The sequence below is a fragment of the Peribacillus sp. V2I11 genome (assembly GCF_030817135.1).
GTDB lineage: Bacteria > Bacillota > Bacilli > Bacillales > DSM-1321 > Peribacillus > Peribacillus simplex.
Window position 1 is genome coordinate 3,105,644 of sequence record NZ_JAUSYW010000001.1, and the last position, 17,111, is coordinate 3,122,754.

Sequence of the window (17,111 nt, forward strand, 5' to 3'; positions counted from 1 at the left end):
GCTGCTTTTTTCATGCTTTCCTACAAATATAATCATTGAAAGTTAATTATCTTAAAATACTGAAAAATCAAATATTGATTTTGCGTTAAATAATAAAAATTTTGGTAGGTATGTTTATGTAATATATGTTAATATGGGATATGCAATGAAAGGGTTTTCATTGCGGAAATGATAAATATATTTTAATATAGTAATTATGCCGCTTTTTGATCTTCATTCACCCTTAAAAGACGGTTAAAAAATATTGCCAGAAAAGGGGCATTAAACAATGAAATACAGATCTGCATTCGATATAATCGGTCCCGTCATGATTGGACCTTCAAGCTCACATACAGCAGGAGCTGCCAGAATTGGCAGAGTGGCAAGGACATTATTCGGAAAGCAACCGGAGAAAGCGATTATTTCTTTATATGGTTCTTTTGCAAAAACATACAGGGGACACGGTACGGATGTTGCTGTCGTAGGCGGGATATTGGATTTCGATACGGATGATGAACGAATCCCTGCCTCTTTAACGATAGCGGAAGAAGCCGGTATGGAAGTTACCTTTACAATCGAGGATACTGTGACGGATCATCCTAATACAGTCAAAATCAGACTGTTCGACGAAGATAAAGAATTAGAACTTGTTGGGATCTCGATTGGCGGCGGAACGATAGAAATAACGGAGTTGAATACGTTCAAGCTTAAATTGTCAGGTGAAAACCCAGCCATTTTAGTCGTGCATAACGATGTGTTTGGAATAATATCTTCCGTTTCGACAGTATTGGCCAATCATGAAATTAACGTTGGACATATGGAAGTTTCGCGAAAAGAAAAAGGTCAAATGGCCCTTATGGTGATTGAAGTCGATCAGAAAATCAAGGGCGATGTCATGAAGGAAATTGAAGAATTGGAAAATGTGTCGCAAGTCATAAGGATGGTTGAATGATAATCATTGAAAGTGTTGGCATAGATATGGAGGTAAAAACATGTTCCGAAATGTAGCAGAGTTGGTTGAACTTGCTGAAAGTAAAAATGTAAAAATCGCGGAAATCATGATTTTACAAGAAATGGAGTTCTCAAGCCTGTCGAGAGAACAGATCATTGAAAAGATGGACAGGAATTTGACAGTGATGGAACAAGCGGTGGAAAGAGGTCTGAAAGGTGTTCAATCCGTTACAGGCCTAACGGGCGGAGATGCGGTTCTTTTGCAAAATTATATCAAGTCGGGCAAGGCACTCGCAGGCGATTTATTATTGGATGCCGTCAGTAAAGCTGTTGCGACGAACGAAGTGAATGCTGCAATGGGAATGATTTGTGCCACTCCGACTGCAGGTTCTGCGGGCGTTGTTCCCGGTACATTATTTGCCGTGAAAGAAAAATTAAACCCGACCCGAGCAGAGATGATTGAATTTCTTTTCACTTCCGCTGCCTTCGGATTCGTGGTTGCAAACAATGCTTCCATTTCTGGAGCGGCTGGTGGCTGCCAAGCAGAAGTGGGCTCGGCAAGCGGAATGGCCGCAGCTGCGATAGTAGAACTGGCCGGCGGTACACCAAGCCAAGCTGCAGAAGCGATGGCGATCACATTGAAAAATATGCTTGGATTGGTTTGTGATCCAGTGGCAGGATTGGTTGAAGTTCCTTGCGTGAAACGTAACGCAATGGGTGCATCCAACGCAATAACGGCAGCTGATATGGCACTTGCAGGCATTACAAGCCGCATTCCATGCGACGAAGTTATCGATGCCATGTATAAAATAGGATTGACCATGCCAGTTGCACTTCGTGAAACGGCAGAAGGCGGCCTGGCTGCGACTCCTACCGGGCGTAGATTGGCAAAGGAAATTTTCGGTTCATATAAATAAACTTTCAGTCCCATTAACAACAGATTAGTTAATGGGATTTTTATTTGTCTTAAAAAACAACTCCAATCCCATCAAACTGCTCATTTTTGCAAATGAAAAAAGGGATTTAGAGGAAGATGGAGGGATTTGGCGTTTATGTACACGGAGATAGAAACAGCTGTCAAAAAATCTGAATTATCAGTGAATATGGAACCACAGCAACTTTGTGAGTTATCATTTTCAATGATAAGATGAGTACGAAACTTACTATGGGAAGGATTGATTCTTCATTAATTTTCTCGAATTAACGTACACGTCGGCAATGGAAAAAGCGATGTTTCAGGCTCATGGAATCGGCTATGCACTATATGCTCAAAAACTGGAGCAACGTATAATGGTTGAACAAGAACGGGAACAGGATTATCTACAAAGCAGGCGTATATCAGAGGAGATGAGATCCAATCTTTTTTTGGGGAGTTAATTTCGATCTACGATATCGGATGAAATAAAGCGAAAAAATCATGAACAAGCGAAAGAGCAATCGAAAAAGATTGCTCTTTTTGTTTTGCCCTAAAAGGCAGGCGATTCATTAATTTTTCCATTTAAAAGAAGGAAACAACACTTTTAAATAGAATGTACGTTGATGAAGAGGAGGATGATCTTGGTGGAGAGAAGAGCATTACTGGTTTCTGCATTACCGGGATATGAAGAGGAAATGGGGCGGTGGCTATGGTGTTTAGAAGATGTTCGCCGTACGCTTATATCGGAATTGACTGGAATCAGCCAAAATATACTCGATTCGAAAATCGATGAAAGGCAAACGATTGGCTCGATGTTATATCACATAGCGCTGATTGAGGCAGATTGGTTATACGAGGAGGTCCTTGTTTCGGAATGGGATTCGGAAATATCCGCGTTGTTTCCATTAGGATGCCGTGCTGAAGATGGCTCACTAAGCCACATTGAAGGACAAACATTAGAAGAACATTTCTACCGCCTCAATAAGGTACGTGAAGTATTTCTTTCAAACTTTCGCACAATGGACCTAACGGATTGGAGAAAACCGAGGGTACTTGAACAATATGATGTCACACCTGAATGGGTCGTTTACCATTTGATTGAACATGAATCACATCATAGGGGTCAGATTTTTCAATTGCTGAAGAAATTACGGAATGAATGAGAAGTTAAAGAAAGGGTATTTCCACTCCAGGAATTCGCTTTCTCCGGGCGGTCCGCCTGTGGAATCTCCCTTGGACGCGCTTTTCCCGCAGGAGTCTTGTACACCCGTTCCAATCAACTTTGTTTAAAAAATTTAGATAGAAACCATTTTGTCGACAAAATGGGGTTCGGAATGGTCTCATCCCGAAGCATGATTTTAAAACCCTTAATAGTTTTTAACTGTATTCCTTAATGGATTGAAGAAATTTGCGACACGCCTGCCGGAAACTGGCTAGCCGAGACCCCACAGACGCTTGCGGCGAGGAAGCTTGGGAGACAGTCGGCGGAAAGGGAGTGGATTTCTGAAATCAACTGAACGTTTTTAAAATAAAAAAACTGTAGGCAAACTCGCTTTTCTTCGAATTTGTCTACAGTCAATTATATCTGGACTGATTTATATCATTAATCTATTTGGTGATTATGACCGAATTTCGACCGTAAGACGCTGCTGGCATACCCAATGAATCCTCCAACAATGGCAGGGATGATCCATCCTAGTCCTGCCTCATACATAGGAAGTATTGCAGTGAAGAAATCATTAATGAATGAAATGTGTACACCAGCTCCCTTCAATCCATCGAATAAACTGACGATGAATGTTAAAAGTAAGCTGCCTTGATAAACTTCAGGTCTTCCTTTAAATAAAGAATGAAGAAATGTTAAGAAAATCAAAACAATGGCTAATGGATAAATGGCTGTCATTACCGGTACAGAAATGGCAATTAACTGGGTTAGTCCGATATTGGCAATTATTGCACTGAATATGGATAAACTTATCGCAATTGTTTTGTAAGGCAGATTTGGAAATAGTTTATGGAAGTACGTCGAGCAAGCTGTAATGAGTCCTACGCTTGTCGTTATACAAGCCACAGTTATCATTAATCCTAATAACAGCCCACCATATGCTCCAAAGTAATAATCCGAGACTTTTGCCAAGACAATGCCTCCATTATCCAAGCGTCCAAGTTTCTCAACGCTTGAAGCACCCATATAAGAGAGAGCTGTATAAATGGTAGCAAGGATGACGGCCGCAATGGCAGTCGCTTTTCCACAAACGATCATTATTTGTTTTTTTGTTTTAGCACCCTTTTCTTTAATGGCATTAATGATGATGATGCCAAAAACAAAAGATGCAAGAGTATCCATCGTTAAATACCCTTCCCTGATCCCATTGAAAAATGGTTGAACCATATAGTGCTCGGCAGGTGCTTGGAAATCTCCAATTGGATTAACGAAAGCGACTACCACCAGGATTCCAATGAACGTCAACTTGATGGGTGTTAAAACTTTCCCTACAATTTCGACAATTTTCGCAGGATTGAGCGAAAGAAGGCACGAAACTGTAAAAAAGATGATGGTGAAAATAAGTAATGGCAATGGACCTGAATCTTCAGGCAAAAAAGGTTTTACACCAATCTCAAAAGAAACGTTTCCTGTTCTAGGCATTGCGAATAATGGACCAATGGCTAAATAAAGAACGGTTGTGAATACAATACCAAAGACTGGATGGACGCGGCTCGCTAATGATTGTAAGTCATCTTTTCCAGAGAAACCGAGTGCCAGCACACCAAGTAACGGTAATCCTACTCCTGTGACCAAAAACCCTGCATTAGCTGACCAGATATTTGTACCTGCTGATTGACCAAGCATTGGCGGGAAAATTAAATTCCCTGCCCCGAAGAAAAGGGCAAATAACATTAACCCAATCACTACTATAAATGAAAATGGTACCTTATTAGACAAAATAAACCCTCCGAAAAAACCAAAATTTGCTTTTTTAGAAAATTATTAAATTTTCTAAAAATTAAATACAAGCTAATACTAAGACCGTATCGTATTATAACTAAATTAAATTGATATTTCAATATATTTTTTGTTTTTGTTTTTTACCCTTATGATCAGTGATTCGCCCTTACCTTATTTTGAACATCTAAAAGCTGCTCATACTAATGAAATTAATTTTTGAACAAATGAAATTTAAAGGAGATGAGGGTGCTAACATTTAGGAACAGTGGAAATTAAGGCGGTGTTTTATAATGGGAGTATTTTTTGAAAAAATACTGGGATTGTTCTTTGAAAAACGGAAACAAAAGCCTTTTTGTCGGTCAATTGTTGGCTGGAATTGTTTTGATCATTATAACAATGTTTGCCATTCTTGTACTTGGCCCAGAGTTAACAGCAAGACAAAATTATCTGATCTATATGTTGGCTAAGAAAATCAATATCGCTAATTTCATGACGCGGCTGGAAGCAATACTTGCCATAATATGATTCATCACAATTTTTATTAGATTTAGTTTGTTTTTTTATGTGACCGTTTTAGGTCTGGCACAAACTTTAAAATTGCAAGATTATCGTCCTCTGGTTTTTCCGGTTGGGATCCTTTTGATTGCCTGATTATGTCACCCAATATCGTCCATTATAATGAATTTATTTCAGACATCTGGCCGTTTTATGCTATGACATTCGGGTTTCTGCTTCCATGATATTTACTAATAATCTCCAAAGTTCAGAAAAATGATGGACCAAACTAAGGTCGGGTCTTATTTGTTAAGAAACTTGTGTAAAATTCTATTAGAAGCTCAGGTATTATTCCATTAAGGTGCAATTTTTTATTTTGTCTCAGTTTTTATGAGGGTTTATAAAACCTCGACCGTCGATTTCCACTCCAGGCACTCGCTTTCCGCGGGCGGTCCGGGAGCCTCCTCGGCGCCTTGCGCCTGCGGGGTCTCCCCTCGACGCGCTTTTCCCGCAGGAGTCTCGCACCTTCCGTTCCAATCAACTGTACTAGATTATCCTTCATGGTTTTTTACAGTAATCCTTAATGGATGGAAGAAATTTGCGACACTCCTGCCGAATAACTGGCTAGCCGAGACCCCACAGACGCTTGCTTTGATGCGGCTTGGCAGAAAGTCGGCGGTAAGGGAGCGGATTTCTGTATCGATTCAAATATATATTCCTGCCTTTTCTATCAAAAAGCTGTACACCCAATTCGTCTTCAAGCTTTGAAATCGACCGACTAAGCGCAGGCTGGGAAATGGATAATTGTTCTGCTGCACGAGTAATATGTTGAACACTTGCAACTTTTTGAAAATAATTGATTTGATGCCAATCCATTGAATTACCTCACTTGTTTTTTTATTTCTCTTTAATCATATGCCCCTTCACCCATAACTTCTAATTGTTAATATGCATTAGAACAATACCTAAAAGGTATTATTTTTTTTGATTTCGAAAAATTCAAGAGAGGGTTTTGCCCTTTTTTGGCCATAAAAAATCCCCTTTAGGTAGACTATCAAGAACATCAAGTTCTTTTTTACAGTCTATTTAAAGGGAGGGTGTTAGTCACTTTGATTCCATCCGGCAAACTTGAATGCCAATAAATCTTTTCTGACTTGCATATATGCCATGATTTCAATCAATTAAGACACTCATTTTCTCAGTGTCATTAAACCTGTTTAATATAACTTCAACAAAAGCCTCTACTGCTGGAGCCAGCCATTTTTTCTTTTTTATCAGTATATGGGAATAAATGGGATTGAGTTTTTCAGAATGACTAAGGATTTTAAGCTTGCCGCTCTCTACTTCTTCTTTCACTGTAATAAAAGGCAAAACTGAAAACCCAAGTCCGCTCATGACAATCTTTTTGATTGCTTCTATACTCCATAACTCCATGGTTTGAAAGTTATCCATTTCATGCTTTAATAGATATCTTTCAAACATTGTCCGATAACTGCAGCCTTCTTCATTTGTGATGAAAAAATGGTTGGTGTTGGTGCCGATATTTTTATATTCATCAAAATGATCAGGACCGTCAGGACTGCTCACAAGAACGATCTTCTCCTCAATCAAAGAATAATGAATGCATTTTTCCGGTTTTATTTCCGGATAGACCATTAATGCGACATCTACCCGCCCACTTATTAAGTCGACTTGGTTTTGGCCACATGGGCCATTGGTTAATATGATTTTGACATCAGGATATTTCAAGGAATAATCCCTTATGATTGGACCTAACCTGGAAATTGTTAAAGACTCCGGTGCAGCCACTTTTAAAACACCTTTAACTTCGTTGGTGCAACGCAAGTTCCTAATCTGTTCGTGAGTGGAAAGTAAATCTTCCGCTAACGGTATTAAGTCTCTGCCTAGAGTAGTAAGCTGCAAATTTCTATTTGTAAAAGTAAAAAGTTCCCCGCCAATCTCATGTTCAAGCGCCTGAATATGTGAAGTTATCGTGGATTGAGTATAACCCAACTTCGATGCAGCCCTAGTATAACTTCCTATTTCTACAATAGTCTGAAACGTTTTAAGGTGTCTAATTTCCATATCGTTCTCCTTAAATTTGAATGATGTATCGAAAAAAATGATAATGAATTTTTTAATTTCAATTTTATTTATAGTTATAGTCATCTTACAATAAAGACTGTTCGTTAGGAAATAGTAAATGAAGGTGAGATTATGAGTATAATAGCGTTTCTTTCGTATGTGATGATTACATCGATTACGCCTGGTCCAAGTAATATCTTATTGATGAATGAAGCAAGGAGGTTTGGTTTTTTTGGGTCATGGAAGTTCACTAGCGGCATCTTGGCAGGATTTGCAGTACTCGGGATCATGAGCGGAGTATTTACAACAAGCCTCTATAATTGGATTCCTATTGTAGAGCCATATTTTAAAATAGCCGGTGCAGCATATCTTCTTTACTTAGCTTGGCAGATTAGCATTCCAAAAGGTTCAAAGAAGGAATCCAGAGATGTGCAGTCTTCTTTTTTATCAGGTTTCGTTCTTCAAATTATCAATGTCAAAAGCATTTTGTTCTATTTAACCGTGTTGAGTGCGTTCATTTTACCGTTTAATGAATCGCTTAAATTCGTAGCTATCTATTTAGCCTTAACCATTTTCCTGGGATGGATGGCATTGCTTTTGTGGTCAGGATTCGGCTCGTTGTTCAAAGACTTTTTTGCTAAACATGACAAGTCATTTCGGTTAATTATGTGTTTGTTATTGATTTACTCTGCCGGTACAATTTTTCTATGATTACCAAAAAGAAGCAACAGTACCTCATGAGCTAACAGGTTTGGCTGAAGATCGGACCTTTCATTAGGTTCTTATCTTAACTGTAAGCTTTAAAAAACTTCTTATTTTATAAACAATGACATTAATGCAGGCTTTTTTTCATACGATATATTTGGGGTGAAAAAATGGCAAGAGTAAGTTACCGAAGTTCAGATGTTGACTTAATGGCAAGGATGATGAGAGCTGAAGCCGAAGGTGAAGGACTACAAGGAATGTTGTATGTTGGAAATGTAATTGTTAATCGTCTTAAAGCAAATTGTTTAGACTTTAAAGATTTAAGAACAATTCCACAAGTCATTTTTCATGTACAAGGAGGAAATTATTCTTTTGAAGCTGTTCAAAAAGGTAATGTATTTTATCAAAGAGCGAGAACTGCTGAAAAAAGATTAGCAAAACAGAATTTGAATTATTGGAGACAACATCCAGGGAAATATGCACTTTGGTATTTTAATCCATATGCTCCATGCCCTCCAACATGGTACGATCAACCTTTTGCTGGTCAATATAAAAATCATTGTTATTATGAACCAAAACCTGGAACATGTGCAAGTGTTTATACAGGAGGTTAGGCGGTCTAGGGGCTATTAATTCATTTCAAGGAGCTGTATCAGCAGCTCCTTTTTTTTATGCATCAAACGGGCACTTCAACAAGGAATTGTGGAATTCATGGTAAAATAAAGGGAATAATCGATTGTTGTTTGGGGGATTTTTAGTGAAGGCTATTATATTTTTTGTTTATTTAATTATTGGGTTATTCATTTTCTATATAGTTATTGAAACAGCGGTAAGGAGAGGAATTAACAATTCAATTATTGGTCAATTTCTTGAAAAGAAGTATGGAGTTAAAGAAGATAAAAAGTCTTTTCTTGATGATGATTTGGATAATGAAATAAAACGGATTATTAAAATAAGGGATGCCTATGGAAATTTATATTACGAACCCTTTTTTAAAACAAAATCGACAAGACGACAAGAATGATTTTCCTCAAACAGGCGCTTTCCTATAACAAGGAACAGCGCTTTTATTCATTTCAATTGTGGAATAGCACACCTATTCAGCGTCTTTCCGAGGTCGACGAAATTCGGCTTAGTACACCTTCCGCTTTTCTGGTTCCGATTCAATATTTTCGATGAAAGCTGTTTTGGCTTCCTCCAGCAACAAGCCTTTTAATTTCCGGAGCTTTTTTGGTCCCACTCCTGGTAATTTATCAGGTATATGTACTTCGAAATCCCCCTGCCGTTTATAAAAGCGAATGCTACCAAGCCAGATTCTTTCGACTTTCCCCAAGGTATATGTAAATCAAATCGTTGCTGAATGAATGAAGATAACTCAGGTAGCCCTAAACCTTCATAGAGGGGAGGGAAGTCATGATAAACTGGGGGTTCTTTGAATGATATTGAAGAGACCTTCAAATGGATACTCCTCCTTTGGTGGAATAAAGACAGACATACGTTGCCTATATCATTGTGCTAGGGGCCAATTTTTTAAACATCCTTACAGTGGTCGTGCTTCCCTGTAATCAGGAACAGTGCTGATTGGAACCTTCAAAATGAGGAGGCATACTAAGATTTTAAGATCTTAGAAGATAAGGTTAAAGATTTTATAAATATATACCGAATTCAATCTAGGAATGTAACATTCCTTTCAGTTGTTGTTGTTGAAATCCTAAGAATTCTAGAGCAGTCGTGAGATTGTGATTAGTTTATTGAGGAGGTTAATTCATTCGAACTGTACTTAACGTTTATATCCGTTTTGAATAAATTACCCTTGTAAAAGCCAGATTATTATCATAGGAAATATGAGTGATAAAAATGAGGGTCCTGTATGAACCAAGCTGGTGTTAATGAAAAGTATAAGGTATCGCCATTCTATGTATTATTTTTAGTGCATGCCATGCAAACTGGATTGGGCGTGTTAAATTTTCAAAGAGATTTAGCTAAGGCGACGGGAACGGATGGCTGGATCTCCATACTCCTAGCCGGACTGATTGTTCATATATTAATTTGGCTTATATATAAGATTTTCAGTATTGTTCCTGGTGATCTCATATACGTTAATAACCATGCATGGGGTAAATGGATTGGGAATTTCTTTAGTCTCTTATTCATTCTGTACTTTTTCGCCCTTGGAATGACGATCATAATCGGTTATATAAATGTCATTCATGTTTGGATGTTTGACGAGGTACCTTCTTGGGCATTTGCTTTGGTTTTCCTAATCCTGATTTATTATATAAATACGGGGGGGTTCAGAACCATTACAGGTATTGCCTTTTTAACTGTAATCGTTTCATACTGGCTTTTATTTGTACCTTTTTATGGTTTTAAATACTCTGATTTCACAGGTGTTCTTCCTATTTTCGATCATACTTTATTAGAAATAATGAAAGGAACTAGAAGTTTTTCATTATCAATGCTTGGTTTTGAAATGATACTGATGTTTTATCCGTTCATCAAAAATGCAAAAAAATCTCAAAAGTATGCTCACGGAGGAGTCATAGCCACTACGTTATTGACCTTATTACTTTATTTTGTTTCGATAGTCTTTTATTCACAGAAACAGTTGGCCCTTACCCTATGGCCAACACTAACAATGACCAGTATTATTGAATTGCCCTTTATTCAACGGTTCGAATACATAACTGTTTCTTGGTGGACCATCGTCATCATTCCCAATATGGTCATTCCTTTGTGGGCTGCCAGCAGGGGTGTCAAGCGCTTATTCAACGTCCAGCAAAAGTATCCCTTATGGGTAATGTCCATAATCATACTACTCGTCAATATATTCTTTTTCGATGTCGATTCCTTATTTGTATTAAATAAAATGATCAATCCATACTGCGTGTGCTTCATTGTTTTATACTTGCCTCTTCTTTTGACTTTAATAAGCATAAAAAAGTGGAGGAAACGTTTATGACAAATTATCATTTAATATAATAATATACTACTCAGTCAAACTCGAAGAAAAGAGAGTTTGATTGCAGTTTTTTTATTTTTGAAAAACGTTCCAGTTGATTTCCGAAATCCGCTCCCTTTCCCCCGACTGTCTGCCAAGCCACATCAAAGCAAGAGTCTAGCGGGGTCTCGGCTAGCCAGTTATCCGGCAGGAGCGTCGCAAATTTCTTCAATCCAATGAGGTTTCATTCGTATAAACAAGTCTTGCTTAAAGTAATGGTGATGCATCAAAAACTTGGTGAGCCTTTATACACTGTTTTTGATGAAATTTCGGATTGTAAAATGTTACATAATATTGTAATCCCATGGCGTAATAGCTGTTCATTCATATAAGAGTAACTTACTCGTAAATGTTGATTTCCTTGTACTACAGGGTAACAGGCTGACCCAGGTAAGAATGTAAGCTGCTGTTTTTTTGCTTCTAATAGAAGTTGGTTAGTATCCATCCATGATGGAAGCGTGATCCACAAGTTTAACCCTCCTCTAGGAACTACCCACGATATTTCAGAAGGTGCATGCTGAGAAAGCAACTCAAGAACTAAATCACGTCTTATCTTCAGAGCAGTTCTTAATTTTTTAGTATGATCAATCATTCTTTGAGATTTTATAAATGGTAATATGGCCTTTTGGGTAAGCAATGGACTCCCTAAGTCAGTATTCGCTTTTGCTGCAAGTAGACGTTTGAATATGGATCCAGAAGCAGCTAATATTCCAATTCTACAACCCGGAGCTAGAGTCTTGGTTAGGCTTTTTAAATAAACGACATGACCGTACTGATCCATGTTTTTAATGGAAGCCGGTGGCTTTTTATCAAAGTAAATTTCGCTGCATGGATCGTCCTCAATAATAATGCACTGGATACTTTGGGCTATATCAAGCATCTGTCTACGTCGTTTTAACGTCATGACTGCGCCTGTTGGATTATGAAAGGTAGGAATTGTGTAAATGATTTTTGGTTTATGCTTGTCACATAAATTTTGAAGGATATCTACTTGCATTCCACCATCATCGACAGGAACGGTAAGTATTGTAGCTCCTCTTCCTCTAAAAACATCAATAGCTCCTGGATAAGTAGGGGCTTCCATTACCACAACATCACCTGGTCCAACAAATGTGCGTGCGATAAGATCTATTCCTTGTTGTGAACCACTCGTAACTATAATATTGTCTGGTGTAGTAGGAACTTCAAGCCTTTTTAAATACTCGTACATTGCGTTTCTAAGTTGTTCATCACCTTGAATGTTTCCGTATTGAGACAAAATCTTTGGGTTTTCTGAAAGCATTTGGTGTACCTCTTGCTCCAAATATCGATTAGGAAGAAGCCCTGGATCGATCATGGAGGATGAAAGGTGAAGTTCTTCGGGGACTTGGTGGAACTGGGCAAACTGAGATCTAGGTAAATAATCCTGAACAGATACTTGCCAATTAAAAGAGAGAGCCTCTTGCCGTGTATCCACCATATCTCTTTTTTCTGCATTTACGAATGTTCCCTTTCCTTGGATCGATATGGTAAAGTTTTCTTCTTCTAATTTGTTGTAGCCCTTTACAACTGTAACTAAACTTACTCCGAGCTGTTTTGATAATTCACGTACTGATGGTAATTGCATTCCTTCTTGAAGGAGTCCTGAACGAATGTGATCTACAATTGATTGATATATTTGCTTTGAAAGTGAAACCTCAGCGTTACGATGAATTTCAATATGCATGTTCCATCTCCTTTCAGTGTTATATAAGGTTGTTCAGTGATATATATTTTTGGGGGATAAGATAGCAATTGATTATAAAACATTATAACACTGGAAGAAGGGATAATTTACGATGAGAGTGTAAAGGAGGATAAGCAAAAATAGGATAAATGGGACAAATGCAATCCATCCTTAAATCTTTTCTAGAATACGCCCAGTTACTCGCAGCAACTTTTAAAATTCACCTTTTGTTATTTAATATTAGGACATTAATGTGTGTTTGGTTTATTCTTTTCATTCCACTGTTATATAAGTCAGTTGACTGTTATAGTTATGTTTATATTATGATGAATCTAGTGAACTTAATTAGAAAATTAACTTAGAAATAATTTCCATTCATCTGTTATGTTAGTTTTTTCATTGCCCTTACTCTGTTTATTATTTTGATTAGTAGTCATGAGAATAAGCTGTATATATAAAAAACAGAATATTCAAATAAAAATGGAGCTGAAAGGTAAAATATCGAAGTTTCAAGGAAGGAATGTTTACAAATGGAAAATAAATTTGCTGAGAGAGCTTGTCTAGTTTCATCTTCTGAGACCCGGGAGATATTAAAAGTAACAGAAAGACCAGAAGTCATTTCTTTTGCGGGAGGACTTCCAGCTCCAGAGCTGTTTCCTGTAGAGGCCCTTAAAGTTGCGTGCAATGCTGTATTGAATGAAGAGGGCGCGGCTTCTCTTCAATACAGTACCACTGAAGGCTATGGTCCGTTGAGAGACTCTATTTGTCAAAAGTTAAAAGCCATTGGGATTGACTCTACTAGTAACAATATTCTTATCACTTCAGGGTCCCAGCAAGCAATAGATCTTACTGGAAGACTATTTATTAACGAAGGAGATACTATTATTTGTGAAAGCCCGACCTATCTTGCAGCAATTAATGCATTTAAATCATACAATGCAAACTTTGAGGAAGTGGCTATGGACAATGATGGGATGATAATGGAAGAGCTGGAGAGGAAACTGCAAGAGCATCCTAGCGCAAAATTCATCTATACTATTCCCGATTTCCAGAACCCTACAGGCCGTACATTAAATCTTCAAAGACGTAAAAGAATGATCGAACTTGCGAATCAATACGATGTACTGATTATAGAAGATAATCCATATGGAGCTATAAGGTTTGCTGGAGAAGATATCCCGCCAGTGAAACATTTTGACACTGAGAACAGAGTAATTTACATGAGCACTTTCTCTAAGATTTTTACTCCTGGCCTTCGAATCGGATGGATTTGTGCAGATCAATCGTTTATTGATAAGTACGTTGCTTTTAAGCAAACAGCTGACTTACATACTGACAGCTTTGCTCAAAGGATAACAGCTAAGTATATGGAACTTTACGATATGGAAGAGCATATTAAAAAAATCAAAGCAGTATATAAAGCAAGATGTACAGAAATGTTAAACTGCCTGGAAGAATTCTTTCCCGAAAATTTGTCTTACAGTAAGCCAGAAGGTGGGTTATTCATTTGGATTGAGCTCCCAGAGGGAGTTGATTCCAAACATATATTTACAGAGTGCTTAAAAAATAATGTCGCTTGTGTTCCTGGTGTTCCATTCTTTCCAAATGGCACCCAGAAGAATACTTTACGTTTAAATTACTCGAATATGCCTGAAGACCAAATCATTGAAGGAATGAAGCGTATGGGTGATGTATTACATCGTGAATTAAATAAAGAGACAATATGTTTGTGAACTAAAGGAAACAAAAAATAATTAAATCAAACACCACAACCTTTAATAATATATATACCTTCCAAATGTTTAATGAAAGCACCATTCTTAAAAATATCCAATTCAAAAAATAAGATATTAATTGTATTATTATTAATAAATCTTACATTTGAATAATCAGGAGGCTTATCATGCCAATATCATTTATAAATCCATACATTACAAAGCCCGTTTCGACATCACCACCACCGTTCACTCCTTTATATACGCTTATATATAAAACAGATTAAGAATCTGCGAAATATATAAGCTGTTTCGCAGATTCGAAGGAGTAGACGATGAAATCTAAAATTCAGTTTATATTATCAATGATCATTTTCGGTACTATGGGTTTAGTTGTAAAATACATTGATCTATCTTCGAGTGAAACAGCTTTTCTAAGCAGTTCAATTGGGTGTCTATTTTTAGTGTTTGTATTTTTCATTATGAAGAAATCCATTCCATGGAAATTAGTGAAAGTTAATGCTTCTGCCCTTTTTCTTTCTGCGATTGCATTGGGGGGGAATTGGATTTTTCTTTATCAATCCTACGATCATACAACGCTCGCTAATGCAACACTGGGGTATTATTTTGCACCAGTGTTTGTCATGGTTCTCTCGCCATTTGTACTTAAGGAACATTTACCAATTAAAAAAATTGTTTGTATTGGCGTAGCGATATTAGGTATGTTATTGATTATTGGAAACGGCATTAGCGCCTCTGGTAAAGATGATCTACTTGGAATCCTTTTCGGGTTAGTTGCGGCTGCATTTTACGCAGCCTTAATGTTATTAAATAAATTCATTCAAAACATGGGCATGTTAGAGATTACAATCATTCAACTTGGAACAACTGCTTTACTTCTCTTTCCCTATGTATTATTCACCGAGGGATTTGGTATCTTGGAAGTATCAAGAACTTCCATTCCTTTTATAATACTCTTGGGCGTTGTTAACACTGGTATTGGCTTTTGGTTATTTTTTTCTGGTATGCTAAAGTTAAAGGGACAAAGTATTGCTATGCTAAGCTATGTAGATCCTTTTGTAGCTATACTGATTTCCGCTGTAATCTTACAAGAAAAAATGACAATTGTTCAAATCATAGGTGGCACACTCCTTTTAGGTTCAACTTTTATTAGTGAAAATAATTCAATGAATTTTCGAAAACGACACACGAAGATTTTAACAAAATAAAGAAACGGGGCAGTGAGGGGAAATCCCTCACTGCTTTTTACTATATTCCTAGTGAAAAGTCTAAGTTTTATTAGTCACCCTACTTCCACTAAACTGCTTTTTTATTAAACTGACGTACAGTTTGTATGAATTAACAGGTGCGATAAGCATTTGCTTTTCGGCATTTGTATGATTGTGAAGGAATGTACTTCAACTAACGAGTTCAAGATCCAGAGCTGCCGTATTGCTTGCTTTTTTTTGCTTATGGAATTAACGGGTGCTTCTGTTCAACAAGAAATTAAATTAGGATTACACATTTTAGATATGTTAATAGGTGCAGTCCTTTTAATAGCAACCGTTACGCTAATCTAACCTAAATATTGAAAAATATATGTTTTTTGAAGGTGATTCATTTATTTTGTTGTATTTTTAATAATTGGTAGATTAATTGAAAATATAGCGAAAAATGGAGGTAAAATAACATGTTTAACAATTGGAAAAAAACACTGATGGCTGGAGTGATCAGCTTATCCTTGCTAGGTACAGGGTATGTCGGTCACGACCTGATCGCCTCGCAAAACGTATCGGCTGAACCCGCATCAGAAAATGCACCAGGGCATTTGAAAAATGTTGAGACTTCTCAGCTTGATGAAATAATCGAAAGAGGATACATTCGGGTAGGAATGACCGGGGACTACAAACCTTTTACCTATTTGAACCCAGAAACAAATGAGTATGAAGGCTTTGACGTGGACGCTGCCAAAGAGCTTGGCAAAGACCTTGGTGTCGAGGTGGAATTTGTCGCTACCACATGGCCTACGATGATGAAAGACCTGAAAGCGGACAAATTTGATATCGCTGTTGGCGGTGTGACTCGCAACACAGCCAGACAAAAAAGTGCATATGTATCCCAAGGTTACCTTTCATTCGGTAAGGTGCCTTTGATTCGCAAGGAAGATAAAGACAAGTATCTTACCATTGAAGATATCAACAAGCCTTCTGTACGCATCGGCGTAAATCCAGGCGGAACAAACGAAGAATTTGTCCGTCAGCATCTAAGCAATGCAAACGTAACGGTTGTGGAAAACAATCTTGATATCCCACATCTTGTTGCAGAAGATACGTATGATGTCATGATCACAGACACAGTAGAAGCAATGCTTTATGCAAAAGCTGATCCCGGATTGTATGCGGCTCTAACTGACAAGCCTTTCACAAACAGTGAAAAAGGTTATATGATCCCAAGAGGCGATTTCATTTATGCAAGCTACTTGGAAATGTGGATGGATGAAATGAAGCTCCAGGGAAAATTCGATGCCCTCTACAAAAAGTGGATGGAATAGAATGTAGAGGTGCTCCCCAAAAGCTACCCTTAATACTGTCGTGTAGAGAAACATTTTTTCA

15 protein-coding genes and 1 pseudogene are annotated in these 17,111 nt (G+C 37.6%); 12 read left to right on the forward strand and 4 right to left on the reverse strand.

Annotated elements, in window-relative coordinates; genetic code table 11:
* The first annotated feature begins 268 nt into the window (after nt 1-268).
* The 4 genes from sdaAB to QFZ73_RS15150 all read left to right on the forward strand — a co-directional run bounded on the left by sdaAB (nt 269) and on the right by QFZ73_RS15150 (nt 3,009).
* Complete coding sequence (gene sdaAB, locus QFZ73_RS15140) at nt 269-931, forward strand: L-serine ammonia-lyase, iron-sulfur-dependent subunit beta (protein ID WP_251432397.1); 663 nt, start codon at nt 269-271, stop codon at nt 929-931.
* A gap of 40 nt (nt 932-971) precedes the next feature.
* Entirely contained in the window at nt 972-1,847 is an 876-nt protein-coding gene (sdaAA, locus tag QFZ73_RS15145) for an L-serine ammonia-lyase, iron-sulfur-dependent, subunit alpha (protein ID WP_063236176.1), read from the forward strand.
* 313 nt (nt 1,848-2,160) lie between these two features.
* The gene (locus QFZ73_RS29155; RefSeq protein ID WP_475726846.1) at nt 2,161-2,307 is read left to right on the forward strand and encodes a YuzK family famiily protein; all 147 of its coding nucleotides are present in this window, start codon (nt 2,161-2,163) and stop codon (nt 2,305-2,307) included.
* A 183-nt stretch (nt 2,308-2,490) separates the two neighbouring features.
* Complete coding sequence (locus QFZ73_RS15150; protein WP_307272802.1) at nt 2,491-3,009, forward strand: DinB family protein; 519 nt, start codon at nt 2,491-2,493, stop codon at nt 3,007-3,009.
* Nucleotides 3,010-3,449: 440 nt separating this feature from the next.
* On the opposite strand, the gene brnQ is transcribed toward QFZ73_RS15150, so the two are convergent.
* Nucleotides 3,450-4,790, reverse strand: coding sequence for a branched-chain amino acid transport system II carrier protein (gene brnQ / locus QFZ73_RS15155; protein ID WP_251432393.1), 1,341 nt, complete (start codon nt 4,788-4,790; stop codon nt 3,450-3,452).
* 306 nt (nt 4,791-5,096) lie between these two features.
* On the opposite strand from brnQ, the gene QFZ73_RS15160 reads away from it, so the two are divergent.
* Entirely contained in the window at nt 5,097-5,318 is a 222-nt protein-coding gene (locus QFZ73_RS15160; protein ID WP_251432391.1) for a GerAB/ArcD/ProY family transporter, read from the forward strand.
* 666 nt (nt 5,319-5,984) lie between these two features.
* On the opposite strand, the pseudogene QFZ73_RS15165 reads toward QFZ73_RS15160, so the two are convergent.
* A pseudogene (locus QFZ73_RS15165) lies at nt 5,985-6,164 on the reverse strand (LysR family transcriptional regulator); the annotation flags it as partial.
* Nucleotides 6,165-6,461: 297 nt separating this feature from the next.
* The gene (locus QFZ73_RS15170) at nt 6,462-7,373 is read right to left on the reverse strand and encodes a LysR family transcriptional regulator (protein WP_307267616.1); all 912 of its coding nucleotides are present in this window, start codon (nt 7,371-7,373) and stop codon (nt 6,462-6,464) included.
* A gap of 132 nt (nt 7,374-7,505) precedes the next feature.
* Between QFZ73_RS15170 and QFZ73_RS15175 the strand changes: the two genes are divergently transcribed.
* From QFZ73_RS15175 to QFZ73_RS15190, 4 genes are all read left to right on the forward strand, one after another.
* Nucleotides 7,506-8,084 (forward strand): LysE family translocator, encoded by a 579-nt coding sequence (locus QFZ73_RS15175; protein ID WP_307267618.1) that lies wholly within the window; start codon nt 7,506-7,508, stop codon nt 8,082-8,084.
* Nucleotides 8,085-8,248: 164 nt separating this feature from the next.
* Nucleotides 8,249-8,692 carry a cell wall hydrolase gene (locus QFZ73_RS15180; protein ID WP_251432368.1) on the forward strand — a complete coding sequence of 148 codons (444 nt, stop codon included), beginning with the start codon at nt 8,249-8,251 and terminating at the stop codon, nt 8,690-8,692.
* A 143-nt stretch (nt 8,693-8,835) separates the two neighbouring features.
* A complete protein-coding gene (locus QFZ73_RS15185) occupies nt 8,836-9,102 on the forward strand; it encodes a hypothetical protein (RefSeq protein ID WP_307267621.1) in 267 nt (88 codons plus the stop codon).
* An 846-nt stretch (nt 9,103-9,948) separates the two neighbouring features.
* Nucleotides 9,949-11,040 (forward strand): GerAB/ArcD/ProY family transporter, encoded by a 1,092-nt coding sequence (locus tag QFZ73_RS15190; RefSeq protein ID WP_307267624.1) that lies wholly within the window; start codon nt 9,949-9,951, stop codon nt 11,038-11,040.
* A gap of 265 nt (nt 11,041-11,305) precedes the next feature.
* Here QFZ73_RS15190 and pdxR read toward each other — a convergent pair whose 3' ends face one another.
* A complete protein-coding gene (gene pdxR / locus QFZ73_RS15195; RefSeq protein WP_307267626.1) occupies nt 11,306-12,784 on the reverse strand; it encodes a MocR-like pyridoxine biosynthesis transcription factor PdxR in 1,479 nt (492 codons plus the stop codon).
* 530 nt (nt 12,785-13,314) lie between these two features.
* On the opposite strand from pdxR, the gene QFZ73_RS15200 reads away from it, so the two are divergent.
* The 3 genes from QFZ73_RS15200 to QFZ73_RS15210 all read left to right on the forward strand — a co-directional run bounded on the left by QFZ73_RS15200 (nt 13,315) and on the right by QFZ73_RS15210 (nt 17,050).
* A complete protein-coding gene (locus QFZ73_RS15200) occupies nt 13,315-14,517 on the forward strand; it encodes an aminotransferase-like domain-containing protein (RefSeq protein ID WP_307267629.1) in 1,203 nt (400 codons plus the stop codon).
* A 317-nt stretch (nt 14,518-14,834) separates the two neighbouring features.
* Nucleotides 14,835-15,728: a DMT family transporter gene (locus tag QFZ73_RS15205; RefSeq protein WP_251432347.1), complete on the forward strand. Its 894-nt coding sequence runs from the start codon at nt 14,835-14,837 to the stop codon at nt 15,726-15,728.
* Nucleotides 15,729-16,189: 461 nt separating this feature from the next.
* Nucleotides 16,190-17,050 (forward strand): transporter substrate-binding domain-containing protein, encoded by an 861-nt coding sequence (locus QFZ73_RS15210; protein ID WP_307267632.1) that lies wholly within the window; start codon nt 16,190-16,192, stop codon nt 17,048-17,050.
* The last annotated feature ends 61 nt before the right edge of the window (nt 17,051-17,111 follow it).